This is a genomic window from Geodermatophilus siccatus (assembly GCF_900103785.1).
Taxonomy (GTDB): Bacteria; Actinomycetota; Actinomycetes; order Mycobacteriales; family Geodermatophilaceae; genus Geodermatophilus; species Geodermatophilus siccatus.
This window is the reverse complement of the sequence record NZ_FNHE01000001.1, coordinates 142,889-157,917: the sequence shown is the minus strand read 5'-3', so window position 1 is coordinate 157,917 and position 15,029 is coordinate 142,889. Positions and strand designations below refer to the sequence as shown.

General features: G+C 75.2%; 12 protein-coding genes. 8 read left to right on the top strand and 4 right to left on the bottom strand.

Annotation, left to right across the window (positions count from 1 at the left end; translation table 11 throughout):
* Positions 1-4: 4 nt before the first annotated feature.
* Entirely contained in the window at positions 5-1,165 is a 1,161-nt protein-coding gene (locus BLS21_RS00730) for a PQQ-dependent sugar dehydrogenase (protein ID WP_091212567.1), read from the bottom strand.
* An 87-nt stretch (positions 1,166-1,252) separates the two neighbouring features.
* Between BLS21_RS00730 and BLS21_RS00725 the strand changes: the two genes are divergently transcribed.
* Positions 1,253-1,504, top strand: coding sequence for a type II toxin-antitoxin system Phd/YefM family antitoxin (locus BLS21_RS00725; RefSeq protein ID WP_091212565.1), 252 nt, complete (start codon positions 1,253-1,255; stop codon positions 1,502-1,504).
* Positions 1,489-1,920, top strand: coding sequence for a PIN domain-containing protein (locus tag BLS21_RS00720; RefSeq protein WP_245699877.1), 432 nt, complete (start codon positions 1,489-1,491; stop codon positions 1,918-1,920). Before BLS21_RS00725 ends, BLS21_RS00720 begins: the two co-directional genes overlap by 16 nt.
* Positions 1,921-1,945: 25 nt before the next feature.
* Here BLS21_RS00720 and BLS21_RS00715 read toward each other — a convergent pair whose 3' ends face one another.
* Positions 1,946-2,317, bottom strand: a complete 372-nt coding sequence (locus tag BLS21_RS00715) for a PH domain-containing protein (RefSeq protein WP_091212562.1) — start codon at positions 2,315-2,317, stop codon at positions 1,946-1,948.
* A 24-nt stretch (positions 2,318-2,341) separates the two neighbouring features.
* Positions 2,342-3,163 carry a helix-turn-helix transcriptional regulator gene (locus tag BLS21_RS00710; RefSeq protein ID WP_091212559.1) on the bottom strand — a complete coding sequence of 274 codons (822 nt, stop codon included), beginning with the start codon at positions 3,161-3,163 and terminating at the stop codon, positions 2,342-2,344.
* A gap of 88 nt (positions 3,164-3,251) precedes the next feature.
* On the opposite strand from BLS21_RS00710, the gene ilvD reads away from it, so the two are divergent.
* From ilvD to ilvC, 6 genes are all read left to right on the top strand, one after another.
* Positions 3,252-4,979 carry a dihydroxy-acid dehydratase gene (ilvD, locus tag BLS21_RS00705; RefSeq protein WP_091212557.1) on the top strand — a complete coding sequence of 576 codons (1,728 nt, stop codon included), beginning with the start codon at positions 3,252-3,254 and terminating at the stop codon, positions 4,977-4,979.
* A gap of 307 nt (positions 4,980-5,286) precedes the next feature.
* Entirely contained in the window at positions 5,287-7,863 is a 2,577-nt protein-coding gene (locus tag BLS21_RS00700; protein WP_091212554.1) for a putative bifunctional diguanylate cyclase/phosphodiesterase, read from the top strand.
* Positions 7,863-10,553: a putative bifunctional diguanylate cyclase/phosphodiesterase gene (locus tag BLS21_RS00695; protein WP_091212552.1), complete on the top strand. Its 2,691-nt coding sequence runs from the start codon at positions 7,863-7,865 to the stop codon at positions 10,551-10,553. The genes BLS21_RS00700 and BLS21_RS00695 overlap by 1 nt, the downstream gene beginning before the upstream one ends.
* Positions 10,554-10,860: 307 nt before the next feature.
* On the top strand, positions 10,861-12,732 hold the full coding sequence (locus tag BLS21_RS00690; protein ID WP_091212550.1) for an acetolactate synthase large subunit: 1,872 nt from the start codon (positions 10,861-10,863) through the stop codon (positions 12,730-12,732).
* A gap of 115 nt (positions 12,733-12,847) precedes the next feature.
* Positions 12,848-13,375, top strand: coding sequence for an acetolactate synthase small subunit (gene ilvN / locus BLS21_RS00685; RefSeq protein WP_091212547.1), 528 nt, complete (start codon positions 12,848-12,850; stop codon positions 13,373-13,375).
* A 97-nt stretch (positions 13,376-13,472) separates the two neighbouring features.
* On the top strand, positions 13,473-14,501 hold the full coding sequence (gene ilvC, locus BLS21_RS00680; RefSeq protein WP_091212545.1) for a ketol-acid reductoisomerase: 1,029 nt from the start codon (positions 13,473-13,475) through the stop codon (positions 14,499-14,501).
* Positions 14,502-14,618: 117 nt separating this feature from the next.
* On the opposite strand, the gene BLS21_RS00675 is transcribed toward ilvC, so the two are convergent.
* A complete protein-coding gene (locus tag BLS21_RS00675) occupies positions 14,619-15,023 on the bottom strand; it encodes a hypothetical protein (RefSeq protein WP_091212542.1) in 405 nt (134 codons plus the stop codon).
* Between the last annotated feature and the right edge of the window lie 6 nt (positions 15,024-15,029).

The following is a 15,029-nucleotide window of genomic DNA, read 5'->3' as shown; positions in this document are numbered from 1 at the left end:
GCTCCTACAGCGGCGAGTCGGAGGCCCCGCCCGGCGGGAAGACGCGCAGCACGCGGTCGTCGTCCTCGGCCGGGCTGCCGACGCCGTCCTCGTTGGACGTCGTGATCCACAGCGCGCCCTCGCCGTCGAGGACGACGGTGCGCAGCCGGCCGTACCGGTCGGTGAGGAACTCCCCGGGCTCCTCGGCGACCGCGCCGCGGCTGTCGAGCTGCACCGTGTGGATGCGCCGGCCGTCCAGCGCCCCGAGGAAGACGGTGCGCCCGGCGACCGCGCAGCCGGCCAGACCGCCTTCCGCGGGGTCGAACTCCACGACCGGGTCGGTGCTGTCCGGGCCCGCCGTGGGCCAGCCGGCGTCGCTGCCCTCGGGGACGGCGTCGAGCTCGTCGGGCCCCTGCGCGGAGTCGTCGGTGGCGTAGAGCGCCTGCTCGCCGCCCAGGCACAGCGCGGTCACGTCGGAGTGGCCGGTGCTGTGCACGGGGCCGGCGCCCACCGGGCGGCCGAAGACGTCGACGTGCAGCACCTTGCCGGCCAGCGAGGCGGGGTCCTGGGCCAGGCGCGGGTCGCCGGTGTCGCCGGTGCCGACGAACAGCGTGCCGTCGGGGGCGAAGACCAGCCCGCCGCCGTTGTGCGTCTCGCCGCGCGGGATGCCGGTGAGCACGGGGTTGGGGGTGCCGCCCATCGGGAAGCGGACCACCCGGTTGTCGGTCGCCGTCGAGACGTAGGCGTAGAAGAGCCCGTCCTCGGTGAAGGTCGGCGAGATGGCCAGACCGAGCAGGCCGCCGTCCCCGGCGGTGTCGATGCCCCCGACGGTCATGAGCTCGCGGGCGGGGGAGCGGTCGGGGAAGACCTGCAGCAGCCGCCCGGTCTCGCGCTCGCCGACGACCGCGCTGCCGTCGGGCAGCACCACCAGCCCGGTGGGCACGGTCAGGTCGGAGGCCACCACGTTCGGGTCGCCGGCCTCCTCCTCGGACTCGGGGTCGGCGGGGTCACCCGGGGCGGGCGCCTGCGAGGACTCCGTGGGCGGGCCGACCTGCGGTGGCGGGCCCTCCGGCTGCGGGCGGAAGGGGCCGGCGGGCTCGTAGCCGTCGCTGCCGCACCCGGCCAGGACGACGGCCAGCAGGGCGGCAGCCAGGCTCCGTCCCCGTCGCGCGCGCTGCCGGCTCACCCTTCGCACAGTACGTGCGCGCACTGGGAGCGATGGGTCCGCAGGGGCTGGGACATCCGCTGTAGCATCCGGTGCTACAGTCGGCCCGTGGCCGAGATCGCCCAGCGGGAGCTGAGGAACGACAACGCCGAGGTCATCCGGAGGGTGGAGGCCGGCGAGACCTTCGTCGTGACCCGCAACGGGGTGCCCGTCGCCGAACTGCGCCCGCTCCCGGCTGGTCGGCAGCGCGTCGTGCACCGGGACCGGCTGGCCGAGGTGGCGCGCCGGCTCGATCCTCTGGACGCGGCGCGGTACCGCGCCGACCTCGACGACGTGGCCGACCCGTGGGCCGACCTCTGAGTCCTGCGTCGGGAGCGGCGGGACCCCCGTGGCTGCTCGACACCTCCGTCGTCATCGACCTCCCCGACCCCGCCGTGGTCGCGGCTCTCCCCGAGACGACGGCGATCAGCGTCGTGACCCTGGCCGAGCTCGCCGCCGGTCCGCTGGTCACCGACGACGACGCCGAGCGCGCCCGACGCCAGCGGCACCTGCAGGAGGTCGAAGCCCTCTACGACCCGATCCCGGTCGACGCAGCAGCGGCACGCGCCTTCGGTGAGATCGTCACGGCGGTCCGCCGGTCCGGGCGACAGCCGCGGCGGCGGCAGTTCGATCTGCTCATCGCCGCGGTGGCTCGCGCGAATCGTCTCGCGGTCGCGACGCGCAACCCGGGCGACTTCGCCGGCCTGGACTGTCTCGTCGAGGTCCACCCGGTCTGACGGCTGGTCGGGCGCTCGGTGCCCGTCATGCGGGGCCCGGCGCGGGGATGCGGCCACCGGAGACGGCGGCCAGCCACGGCAGGTCGCGGGCGCGCAGCACCGGCAGCCGCAGCTCGGTGCCGCGGACGGTCACCAGCCAGAGGTCGCCGCGCTCACCGACGCGGATGCCGGCCACGTCGCCCCACGGCACCGCGCGCGAGCCGGCCAGCGAGCGCACCGTGACGCCGCCGTCGCCGACGTCCACACCGGTCCGCAGCACGTACGCCGCGGCCAGGGCGGGGACCAGCAGGAAGACCAGCGTCCACCCGGCGGCGAACGCCAGGGGCAGGACGCAGACCACGAGGAGGACGACCGGCAGCAGCGCCACCCGGTTCATCCGCAGACGCGCTGTCGCCACGTCTCCACATCCTCCCAGACCGGCTCAGGCCGACAGCCGCGCCAGCCGGTCGGCGGCGTCCCCGCCCTCGGCTGCGGTGTAGACGACCAGCTGCAGGCCCGGTGCGTCGGCGGGCGTGAGCTGGTGGTGCTCCAGCAGCAGCGTCCCCACCCGCGGGTGCTCGAAGCGCCGCTCCGAGGAGCTGAACCGGTCCACGTCGTGGCTGGCCCAGCCGGTGCGGAAGTGCGGGCTGGCCGCCTCCAGCCGGGCCACCAGGTCGACCACCTCCGGGTCGGCCAGCCGCGGGCCCACCTCGGCGCGGAACTGGGTGAGGAAGCGGCGGCTGTCGCCGGCCCAGTCGGCCAGCAGGGAACGGACGGCGGGGTCGGTGAACACCAGCCACAGCAGGTTCCGCTCGGCCGGGAGCACGGCGGCCACCCCCGGGTAGAGCCGCTCGTAGGCGCGGTTCCAGCCGACGATGGTCCAGTCGGCGGTGATCGCGTACGCGGGGGAGGGGCCCAGCGCGTCGAGCAGCCGCTGCACGTGGGCCGGCATGCCCTCGGCCGCGCCCGCCGGGGCGGTGCCGCCGTGCCCGGTCAGCCGCAGCACGTACTCGTGCTCGGCCGGTGACATCCGCAGCGTGCGGGCCAGCGCGTCGACCACCTGCCGGGACGGCCGGATGTCGCGGCCCTGCTCGAGCCACGTGTACCAGGTGTGGCTCACGCCGGAGAGCAGCGCGACCTCCTCCCGGCGCAGCCCCGGCGTGCGCCGCGGACCGCCGGTGGGCACCCCGGCGACCCGGGGGTCGACCTGGCGACGGCGGGAGCGGAGGAACTCGGCCAGCTCGCGCCGGGCGGTGGCGGACACGGCGGCTCCTCACCGATCGGTGGTGGTGTCGGTACCAGTGTCGACGCTCCCTCGGCGGATCGGGCGGATCGGCCTAGAGTCGCCGGACGTGACCATCGGCGAGGACCTCATCCCGGGACACGAGTCCCACAGTGCGACGCACAGCCCCCTCAAGCCGCGCAGCTACGAGGTGACCGACGGCATCGCCAAGGCCCCGGCGCGGGCGATGCTGCGTGCGGTCGGCATGGGTGACGACGACTGGGAGAAGCCGCAGATCGGCGTCGCCTCGTCCTGGAACGAGATCACCCCGTGCAACCTCTCGCTGGACCGGCTGGCCAAGCGGGCCAAGGAGGGCGTGCACGCCGCCGGCGGCTACCCGCTGGAGTTCGGCACCATCTCCGTCTCCGACGGCATCTCGATGGGCCACGAGGGCATGCGCGCCTCGCTCGTCTCCCGCGAGGTCATCGCCGACTCGGTGGAGACGGTGGTCTTCGCCGAGCGGCTCGACGGCACCGTCCTGCTCGCCGGCTGCGACAAGTCGCTGCCGGGCATGCTGATGGCCGCCGCCCGCCTGGACCTGGCCAGTGTCTTCGTCTACTCCGGCTCGATCCTGCCCGGACGGCTCGGCGACCGGGACAACCTGACGATCATCGACGTCTTCGAGGGCGTCGGCGCCTGCGCCCGCGGGCTCATCAGCCGTGAGGAGCTGGACGCCATCGAGAAGGCAGCCTGCCCCGGCGAGGGCTCCTGCGGCGGGATGTACACCGCCAACACGATGGCCAGCGTCGCCGAGGCGCTGGGGATGGCGCTGCCCGGCAGCGCCGCGCCGCCGGCGCCGGACAGCCGCCGCGACGCCGTCGCGATCGCCTCCGGCGAGGCCGTGGTCAACCTGCTGCGCCAGGGGATCACCGCCCGGCAGATCATGACCCGGGAGGCGTTCGAGAACGCCATCACCGTGGTCATGGCGCTGGGGGGCTCGACCAACGCCGTGCTGCACCTGCTGGCCATCGCGCACGAGGCCCAGGTCGACCTCACCCTCGAGGACTTCAACCGGATCGGCGACCGCACCCCGCACCTGGCCGACGTGAAGCCCTTCGGCCGGTTCGTCATGACCGACATCGACCGCGTCGGCGGCGTCCCGGTCGTGCTGCGGGCGCTGCTCGACGCCGGCCTGCTGCACGGCGACGTCCTGACCGTGACCGGGAAGACGATGGCCGAGAACCTCGCCGAGATCGCCCCGCCGGACCTGGACGGCACGATCGTCCATGCCATGGACAACCCGATCCACCGGACCGGCGGCCTGACGATCCTGCGCGGCTCCCTCTCCCCGGACGGCGCGGTGGTGAAGTCGGCCGGCTTCGACGCCGACGTCTTCGAGGGCACCGCGCGCGTCTTCGACGGCGAGCAGGGCGCCATGGACGCCGTCACCGACGGCACGCTGAAGGCCGGCGACGTCGTGGTGATCCGCTACGAGGGCCCCCGGGGCGGGCCGGGGATGCGCGAGATGCTCGCCGTCACCGGCGCCATCAAGGGCGCGGGCCTGGGCAAGGACGTCCTGCTGCTCACCGACGGCCGGTTCTCCGGCGGGACGACGGGCCTGTGCGTCGGTCACGTCGCGCCCGAGGCCACCGACGGCGGCCCGATCGCGTTCGTGCAGGACGGCGACCGCATCCGGCTGGACCTCGCCGCCCGCACCCTCGACCTGCTGGTCGATGAGGACGAGCTGGCCCGCCGCCGGGCCGGGTGGACGCCGCTGCCCCCGCGCTACACCACCGGCGTCCTCGGCAAGTACGCCAAGCTGGTGAGCTCGGCGGCGCAGGGCGCGGTCTGCGGCTGATCGAAGGGCCCCCTTCCACCCACCCCTCGCAGGCTCGCGGCGGGACCCTGGAAGGGGGCCGCCCCTCCTCCCCACCGCTCGGAGGAGGACCCCGTCCCTCCCACCCCTCGCACGCTCGGGGTGAGCCTCCGGACGGGGGCGGTGGCGGGGCCCGGCGAGGGAGGCGGGCGCGAGGCCGTCACCCGGAGGGGTGAGCACCGGGTCCGTCCCCCTGTCGTCGCCCCGGCTGCCTGCCGACTGAGCAGGTGTGGACAGACTGAGGTGGTGGTTCCTCGGGAGCACCGTGCCCGTGGGGACCGCCTGTGCGGTGTCCGCGAGCACGCCGGGCCCGGGACACGTCGGCGACCTCGCCCTCGGCGCACTCGGCATCGCCACCGCGGCCGTGCTGTGGACCGCCGGGCGGTCGAAGCAGTCCGGGTGGCGGGGCTGGCGGCTGTTCGCCCCGGCCCCGCTGATGCCGGTGGTCGGCCTGGTCGCGGTCACGGCCGCGGCACCGGACTCCCCGCTGGAGCAGGTGGCCCTGCGCTGGCTGCCCACCGTCCCCGGCTACGTGCTCGCCGTCCTCGGCATCCTCACCCTCGTCGCCCCCTCGAGGCTGCGGGGCGGAGCCCGCCCGGCCGTCGAGCTCACCCTCTTCCTCATCGCCTGCGTGCTCGTCGTGCAGGTGCTGGTGCTCGGCCCCGAGGTCAGCTGGCTGGACCTCGAGCCGAGCGGGCGTGTCGTCCTCGCCGCGGCCGTCGTCGTCACCTCGGCCACGGTGGCCGCCGCCGTCCTCCTCCTGGGCGTCATCGAGAGCCGCCGCCAGCCCATGGCGCTGGTGCTGCTGGCCGCGACGGCGCTGCTCGCCCCCGGCCGGGCGCTGGGCACCTCGGCGATGCTGACGGAGGAGCACGCCGTCGGCGACGTCGGCCGCTTCCTCGTCGCCGGCGGGCTGGTGCTGCTCGGCGCCGCCGTCCTGCTCGATCCGGGCCCGTGCCCGGACGCCTCCCCGCGGCCGCGGACCGGCCGCTCCACGCACCTGCGCCAGCTGCTGCCGCACCTGGCCATGACGGTCGCCTGCTTCGGGGCGGCCGCGGTGTCGCTGACCGGTCACCGGATCAGCCCGGTGATCGCCGTCGGGGGCTCGCTGTGCGCCGTGCTCGCCGTGCTGCACCGCTGGCTGACCGCCCGCGACGAGCAGCTCCTCGGCGCCCGGCTGCGGCGCAGCGAGGCGTACTTCCGCTCCCTGGTCGCCGCCAGCAGCGACGCCGTCCTCGTCCTCGACGGCGACCTGCGGGTCACCTGGTCCTCGGCGACCCTGGGGACGACGCTCGGCAGCCCCACCGCGGTGCCGGTGGGCGCCGACCTGCTCGAACTGGTGCACCCCGAGGACGCGCTGCCCGTGGCCCGGGCCCTCCTGCCGGCGGCCGGGGACGCGACGCCCCCCGGTGAGCTGCGGCTGCGGCTGCGGCACGCCGACGGCACCTGGCGGCACCTGGAGGCCGGCTTCACCGACCTGCGCTCGGACACCGTCGTGGGCGCCGTCGTGCTGCACTGCCGCGACACCACCGAGCGGGTCGCGCGCGAGCAGGCGCTCGAGCAGGTCGCGTTCACCGACCCCGTCACCGCCCTGCCGAACCGGGCCGGCTTCGAGCAGCGGCTCGAGGCGGCCCTCGCCGAGGCCGGGACGACCTGCCGCAGCCTGCTGCTGATCGAGCTCGACGGTCTCGACGAGGTGCGCGAGGACGCCGGTCGGGACGTCGTCACCGCGGTGCTGGTCGAGGTCGGCCGACGACTGCGGGCCACCGTGCGCGGCTGCGACGCGGTCAGCCGGGTGGGCGGTGGCGCCTTCGCCGTCCTGGCCGAGGGCGCACCGCACGCGGTCGACCTGCTGGCCGACCGCTGCCTGTCGGTGATCGAGCAGCCACTGGACACCGCCGCCGGGCTCTTCGACCTCAGCGCCAGCATCGGCGTGGTGGACCTGGCCGCCGCCGAGTCGGTCGCCGACCTCATGACCCGCGCCGAGCTCGCCGTCCGGGCGGCGGCCGCCGCCGGCACGGGCACCGCGCTGCGGTACCGGCCGGCGCTGGGCAGCGCCGCCGAGCGGCGCGCCCAGCTGCGCGAGGACCTGCCCGGCGCCTGGGACCGCGGCGAGCTCTCGGTGCTCTTCCAGCCGGTGGTCTCGCTGAGCGAGCGGCGGGTCACCGGTGTCGAGGCGCTGCTGCGCTGGCAGCACCCCCGGCTCGGTGAGGTGCCGCCGGCGGAGTTCGTGCCGATCGCCGAGCGCGCCGGCGTGATCGGCGAGCTGCAGCGCTGGGCGCTGGAGACCGCCGCCGAGGCCGTGCTGACCCTCCCGCACGGCCCCGTACCGCTGCGGCTGGGCGTGAACATCTCCGCCTCGCACGTCGCCGCGCGCACCCTGGTCCGCGACGTCGCCGCCGTGCTGCAGGCGACCGGGCTGGCGCCCGAGCGGCTGATCCTGGAGATCACCGAGGCGACGCTGATGTCCGAGGGCGAGCACGTGACCGTCGACATCGAGGCCCTGCGCCTCATGGGCGTGCACGTGGCGCTCGACGACTTCGGCACCGGCCGATCGTCGCTGGCGCACCTGACCCGGCTGCCGATCGACGTGCTCAAGCTCGACCACGCGTTCGTGCTGCGCGTCGACCGCGACCCGAAGGCCCGCGCGCTGTGCGAGTCCGTCGTGGCGATCGCCGGGGCGTTGGGTCTCGACGTCGTCGCCGAGGGCGTGGAGACGCCGGCCCAGCTGGGCGCGCTGCGCGCCGCGGGCTGCGGCTTCGCGCAGGGTTTCCTGCTGGCGCGGCCGATGCGCCTGCTCGACCTCGTCGGCATGCTCGACGAGGGCGCCGGCCTGCTCTGGCCGGGCCTCGTCGGGTCCCGCTGATGCCCGCCGTCCGAGCTGCGGGCCCGGTCCTCGTCCTGCTCGGACTGCTCGCCGCGGCCACGGCAGTCCTGGAGCTGACCCGCTCCCCGCTGGCGCCCGTGCTCGTCCCCGCCTGCCTGGCCCTCGGCTCCGGGGCGGCCGCGGTCGTGGCCGAGCGCGGCGCCGCCCGGCTGCCGGGCCGGTCCGCGCGGCCGTGGCGGGCGCTGGGGGGAGCGCTGGGCCTGCTGGCCGTGGGCCAGGTCCTCGCCACCGTCCGCGCCGGCGCGGACCTGGAGTTCGGCGGCGCCGAGGACGTGCCGATGCTGCTGGCGGTGCCGCTCGCCGTGCTGGCGGCGCTCCGGCTGCTGCCGCCGCGGTCGCGCCGGTGGCCCGGCTGGCGCACGGTGCTCGACGGCCTCATCGCGACGCTGGCGGTCGCCGTGTCCGGCCACGTGCTGCTGGCCGCTCTGCTCACCGGTGTCGACGGCGCGGCCGACGGGCTGATCGCCATCGGCTACCCGGGAGTCGGGGCCGTCCTCGTCGGCGTCGGGCTGGTCACCGTCACCGGGGTCCGCGGCGCGCGCCGCGGGGCAGCGGTCTGGCTGCTCGCCGCCTCCGTCGCGATGGCGGCCGTCGCCATCGGCGGTGCGCTCGGCCGGACGCTGGGCAGCACCGCCGCCACCGCCGTCACCGAGCAGGCCTGGATGGCCATGCTGGCGGCGAGCGTGCTGGCCGTGCGGTCGGACCCCGGCGAGCCGACGACCCCGGACCTCGACCGGCCGATCGCCGCGCTGCGCGGTCTGGTGCTGGCCTCGGGCGTGGCCTCGGCCGTGCTGCTGCTGCTCCTCGCCGGCGTGCTGGCCGGGCGGGGGATCGACCCGGTGGAGGCCGGCGGGGGAGCGGCGCTGGTCGTCCTCACCTCGCTGCGCACCGTGCTGTGGGCCGGCGACGGCTACCGGCTCACCCGGCGCCTGCTGCGCACCGAGGGGTACTTCCGCGCTCTGGTGCACAGCGGCGACGCGGTCACCGTCGTCCTGGACGGCACCGGCCGCATCGGCTGGGCCTCGGGTGCGGTGGAGGCCCAGCTCGGCTGGACCGACCGCGACCTCACCGGGCGGCTGCTCGCCGACCTGCTCGACGAGGGAGACCGCGACCTCGTCCCCCGGGTCGCGCAGGCCGTCCGCGGCGGCACCACGGTGGGACTGCTGCCCACGACCGCGCGGCTGCGCGCCCGCGGCGGTGGCTGGCGTGACGTCGAGCTCACCGGGGCCGCCCCCTCCGGCGCCGCCCCCGCCGGGGTGTCCGGCGCCGGCGACAGCGGCGGCCTGGTGCTGCACCTGCGCGACGTCACCGACCGCAGCTCGACCCAGCGCGAGCTGGAGCGGATGGCCTACACCGACTTCCTCACCGGCCTGCCCAACCGCGCCCGCTTCATGGCGGCGCTCGGCGAGGTGTCCGCCGGCACCACCCCCGGCTGCCTGCTGCTCGTCGACCTCGACGGCTTCAAGGCGGTGAACGACGTCGCCGGCCACGACGAGGGCGACCGGCTGCTCTGCGAGGTGGCCGAGACGCTGCGCGCGGCCGCGCGGGAGGACGACGTCGTCGCCCGGCTCGGCGGTGACGAGTTCGCCGTCCTGGTGTGCGCCGGCCGGGACGAGGCCACCGTGCTCGCCGAGCGGCTGGTCGTGCTGCTCGACCGTGACCACCGGCCGCCGGCGCCCGACGGCAGTGGCCGCGGCGGGCTGGCTCTCCCCGTCTCCGGCAGCGTCGGCGTCGCCGAGCTCCCCGTCGGCGGGGACCCCGCCGAGGCCGTGCGGCGGGCCGATCTGGCGCTGCGGGCGGCCAAGGCCGCCGGCAAGAACTGCGTCCGGACCACCGGAGAGGCCCTGGACCGGGTCGTCGACCGGCGCGCCCGGCTGGCCCGGGACCTGCCCGCCGCGATCGCCGACGGCGGCCTGTCGGTGGCGCTCCAGCCGGTCGTCGGCGTGGAGGAGGGCCGCGTGCTCGGCCTGGAGGCCCTCGTCCGCTGGCGGCACGCCGAACTGGGCGACGTCCCCCCGGAGGAGTTCGTCGGGGTGGCCGAGGACGAGGGTCTGATCGTGCCGCTGGAGCGCTGGGTGCTCGGCGCCGCGACCGCGGCCCTGGCGCCGCTGCTGGCGCAGGGGCACGACCTGAAGCTGGGGGTGAACGTCTCCGTGCGGCACCTGCAGGCAGGCTGCCTGGCCGATGACGTGGCGCGGGCGCTCGCCGCCTCGGGCGTGCCGGCCTCCCGGCTGATGCTGGAGATCACCGAGTCGGTGCTCGTCGACGCCGAGGACCGCGTCGAGCGGGAGCTGGCCGCTCTCCGCGAGGCCGGCTGCGTCATCTCCATCGACGACTTCGGCACGGGCCACTCCACCCTGGCGCGGCTGTCCCGGCTGCCCGTCGACGTCCTCAAGATGGACCGTGACTTCGTGGCCCACATCGAGCACGACCCGCGCGCGGCGGCCGTCGTCGCCAGCGTCGTCGACCTGGGCCGCACGCTCGGCATGGACGTCGTCGCCGAGGGCGTGGAGACGCCCGGGCAGCTCGCGGCGCTGCGCCGGCTGGGCTGCCGGTTCCTGCAGGGCCACCTGCTCGGCCGCCCGGTGCCGGTCGCCGACCTGGCCGCGGTGCTCGTCGGGCCAGTCGGGGGCGCGCTGGACGGCGACCGCACGCCGTCCCACGTCTGACGACACGCGTTCCCACTCAATGAGACGGCCTGGTTGACGACGGGCCTGGACGAGGCGCACAGTGGCCGTGTGCGCCCGGCCTGCCTGCTCCTCGTAATCGCCTAGCGCGTCGGTCCCTCCCGACCGACGCGCTGACCCCTCTGTGCCTGCAGGCACGAGGGGTCTTTCGTTTGCGGGCCCCGACCTCCTCCGACGCCGCCGGCCCGCGCCGCAGGTACCGCCGACCACCGCACGGCACCGATCGACGGCCCCGTTCCCGGGGCGCCCAGCAAGGCCCGACCAGCGAGACGCACGGCCAGGAGACGCCATGACCAGCACCACCCCGGGTGGGTCCGCCACCCGCGAGGCCGCCGAGGCACTGACGGGGGTCGAGACCACCGCCCGCTCGGTCGAGGAGGCCGCCGCCGAGCCCCTCACCGGCATCACCGGGGCGCAGAGCCTCGTGCGGTCGCTCGAGGCGGTCGGCGTCGAGGTCGTCTTCGGCATCCCGGGCGGCGCGATCCTGCCCGCCTACGACCCGCTGTTCGACTCGAGGGTGCGGCACGTGCTCGTCCGGCACGAGCAGGGCGCCGGGCACGCCGCGCAGGGCTACGCCCAGGCCACCGGCCGGGTCGGCGTCTGCATGGCCACCTCCGGCCCCGGCGCGACCAACCTGGTGACCCCGCTGGCCGACGCCTACATGGACTCGGTCCCGATCGTGGCGATCACCGGTCAGGTCCCGAGTGCGGCGATCGGCACGGACGCCTTCCAGGAGGCCGACATCCGCGGCATCACGATGCCGATCACCAAGCACAACTTCCTGGTCACCAACGCCGCCGAGATCCCGCAGCGGATCGCCGAGGCCTTCCACCTCGCCGCCACCGGCCGCCCCGGGCCGGTGCTGGTCGACATCTCCAAGGACGCGCTGCAGGCCACCACCGACTTCTCGTGGCCGCCGCGGCTGGACCTGCCCGGCTACAAGCCGACCACCCGCCCGCACGGCAAGCAGGTCCGCGAGGCCGCCGCGCTGATCGCCGCCGCCCGCCGGCCGGTGCTCTACGTCGGTGGTGGGGTCATCAAGGCGCAGGCGAGCGCCGAGCTGGCCGAGCTGGTCGAGCTCACCGGTGCCCCCGTGGTCACCACCCTCATGGCGCGCGGCGCGTTCCCCGACAGCCACCCGCAGAACCTCGGGATGCCCGGCATGCACGGCAACGTCACCGCGGTCACCGCGCTGCAGAAGGCCGACCTGCTCGTCGCCCTCGGCGCCCGCTTCGACGACCGGGTCACCGGCCAGCTGTCGTCGTTCGCCCCCGGGGCCAAGGTCGTGCACGCCGACATCGACCCGGCCGAGATCGGCAAGAACCGCAAGGCCGACGTGCCCATCGTCGGGGACGCGCGGGAGACCATCGCCGAGCTGGTCACCGCGCTGCGCGCCGAGCGCGACGCCGGCCGCGCGCCCGACCTGTCCGCCTGGTGGGCCCAGCTGGACCAGTGGCGCCAGAAGTACCCGCTCGGCTACGACTGGCCCGAGGACGGCGCGCTGTCGCCGCAGTACGTCATCGAGCGGCTGGGCGCGATCGCCGGGCCGGACGCGATCTACGCCTCCGGTGTCGGCCAGCACCAGATGTGGGCCGCCCAGTTCATCAAGTACGAGAAGCCCGGCACGTGGCTCAACAGCGGCGGCCTCGGGACGATGGGCTACGCCGTGCCCGCGGCGATGGGCGCCAAGTACGGCTGCCCGGACACCACCGTGTGGGCCATCGACGGCGACGGCTGCTTCCAGATGACCAACCAGGAGCTGGCCACCTGCGCCATCGAGGGGATCCCGGTCAAGGTCGCCCTCATCAACAACGGCAACCTCGGCATGGTCCGCCAGTGGCAGACCCTCTTCTACGAGGGCCGCTACTCCAACACCAAGCTGCACCCGGTCGACGCCGAGGGCCGGCCCACGCCGGTGCGCATCCCCGACTTCGTGGCGCTGGCCGAGGCGCTGGGCTGCGTCGGCCTGCGCTGCGAGAGCAAGGACGACGTCGACGCCGTCATCGAGAAGGCGATGGCCATCGACGACGCCCCGGTGGTCATCGACTTCATCGTCGGTGCCGACGCCCAGGTGTGGCCGATGGTGGCCGCGGGCGCCAGCAACGACGACATCCTGGCCGCGCGGGACGTCCGCCCGGTCTTCGGCGACGGCCAGGTCTAGGACCCCCTTCCCCCACCGCTCGGCGAAGGACCCCCTCCTCCCCACCCCTCGCAGGCTCGGGAGGGGACCCTGGGGGGCCACCCGGAGCCGGTCGGTCCTGAAAGGAAGTTGAGCAATGTCCCGCCACACCCTGTCGGTCCTGGTCGAGAACAAGTCCGGTGTCCTGGCGCGCGTCTCGGCGCTGTTCAGCCGGCGCGGCTTCAACATCGAGTCCCTCGCCGTCGGGCCGACCGAGAACCCGGACCTGTCCCGGATGACGATCGTCGCCGACGCCGAGAGCCAGCCGCTGGAGCAGATCACCAAGCAGCTGAACAAGCTCGTCGAGGTCATCAAGATCGTCGAGCTGGAGGCCGAGGCCGCCGTCCAGCGCGAGCTGCTGCTGGTCAAGGTGCGCGCGCCGATGGCCGACCGCACCCAGGTGCTGCAGACCGCCGAGCTGTTCCGCGCCCGCGTCGTCGACGTCAACACCGACACCGTGACCCTGGAGGCCACCGGCACGCCGGACAAGCTCCAGGCCCTGCTCGCCGTCCTCGCCCCGCTGGGCATCAAGGAGATGGCGCAGTCGGGCACGGTCGCCCTGGGCCGGGGTCCGCGCTCGATGAGCGGCGCCGGTACCTTGCGCCCGGTCGAGCGCACCGCCTGAAGGCAGAAGGACCCCTCTGCCCCCGCCACTCGCAGGCTCGCGGCGGGACCCTGCAGAGGGGCCACACACCACACCACCGGAAGGAACCGCACAGCACATGGCCGCCGAGATCTTCTACGACGACGACGCCGACCTGTCGATCATCCAGGGGCGCACCGTCGCCGTCATCGGCTACGGCAGCCAGGGCCACGCCCACGCGCTGTCGCTGCGCGACTCGGGCGTCGACGTCCGCGTCGGCCTGCCCGAGGGCAGCAAGAGCCGGCCCAAGGCCGAGGCCGAGGGGCTGCGGGTCGTGACCCCGGCCGACGCCGCCGCCGAGGCCGACCTGATCATGATCCTGGTCCCGGACCACGTGCAGCGGAGGGTGTACGCCGAGTCGGTCGAGCCCAACCTGCAGGACGGCGACGCGCTGTTCTTCGCCCACGGCTTCAACATCCGGTTCGGCTACATCAAGCCCCCGGCCGGCGTCGACGTCGCCATGGTCGCCCCCAAGGGCCCCGGTCACCTCGTGCGCCGCGAGTTCGAGAACGGCAAGGGCGTGCCGGCGCTGGTCGCCGTCGAGCAGGACGCCAGCGGCCAGGCCCTGCAGCTGGCGTTGTCCTACGCCAAGGCCATCGGCGGCGCCCGCGCCGGCGTCATCAAGACGACCTTCGCCGAGGAGACCGAGACCGACCTGTTCGGCGAGCAGGCCGTGCTCTGCGGCGGCGCCAGCGCGCTGATCACCGCCGGGTTCGAGACCCTCACCGAGGCCGGCTACCAGCCCGAGATCGCCTACTTCGAGTGCCTGCACGAGCTGAAGCTGATCGTCGACCTCATGTACGAGGGCGGCATCGCCAAGCAGCGCTGGTCGGTGTCCGACACCGCCGAGTACGGCGACTACACCTCCGGCCCGAAGGTCATCGACCAGCACGTCAAGGACGCCATGAAGGACGTCCTGGCCCGGATCAAGGACGGCTCGTGGGCGGCGGAGTTCATCGCCGACCAGGACGCCGGTGCGCCGGACTTCAAGCGCCGCCGGGCCGAGGCCGAGGCGCACCCGATCGAGGAGACCGGGCGCAAGCTGCGCGGCCTGATGAGCTGGGTGTCGACGTCCGACGACTACACCGGCACCGCCGCACGGAGCTGAGAGGGGACCCCGTCCTCCCCACCCTTCGCAGGCTCAGGGCGGGGCCCGGGACGGGGCCGACGGCATCCTCCGGGCCCCCGCCGCCGATCGGCGGCGGGGGCCTCGTCGTCCGGCGGCTCATCGGTCGCGGGAGGCGGCGAACCACTCCCGGGACGGCGCCTGCAGCAGCAGGACGACGGGTCCCACGCCGAGCAGCACGACCGCCGCTGAGAAGGCGTCGAAGCCCGCCCCGCCGGCGACCGAGATCGCGATGAGGACCACGGCGATCGCGGCCGCCGTCGCCGCGGCGACCATCAGGACGCGGGGCGTCCGGCCGCGCAGCGCCAGCACGCTGCCGACGACGCAGGCGATCGCCAGGCCGAGGAACACCGCACCGAAGACGGCCAGCCACGGGCCGAACGCGCTGTAGGTGAAGTAGAGCAGGGCGGCCAGCAGCAGCAGGAAGGCCTCGACCGAGCCGGCGACCGCCGCCATGAGGACGTGCGGCGGCCGTCGGGTGCCGGCCCGGTCGGTCGGGGACACGGGGCG

Excerpts from the sequence above, each read along its gene's own strand:
- BLS21_RS00690 (WP_091212550.1), top strand. The coding sequence starts at position 10,861 with ATGACCAGCACCACCCCGGGTGGGTCCGCCACCCGCGAGGCCGCCGAG.
- BLS21_RS00695 (WP_091212552.1), top strand. The coding sequence starts at position 7,863 with ATGCCCGCCGTCCGAGCTGCGGGCCCGGTCCTCGTCCTGCTCGGACTG.
- ilvC (WP_091212545.1), top strand. The coding sequence starts at position 13,473 with ATGGCCGCCGAGATCTTCTACGACGACGACGCCGACCTGTCGATCATC.
- ilvN (WP_091212547.1), top strand. The coding sequence starts at position 12,848 with ATGTCCCGCCACACCCTGTCGGTCCTGGTCGAGAACAAGTCCGGTGTC.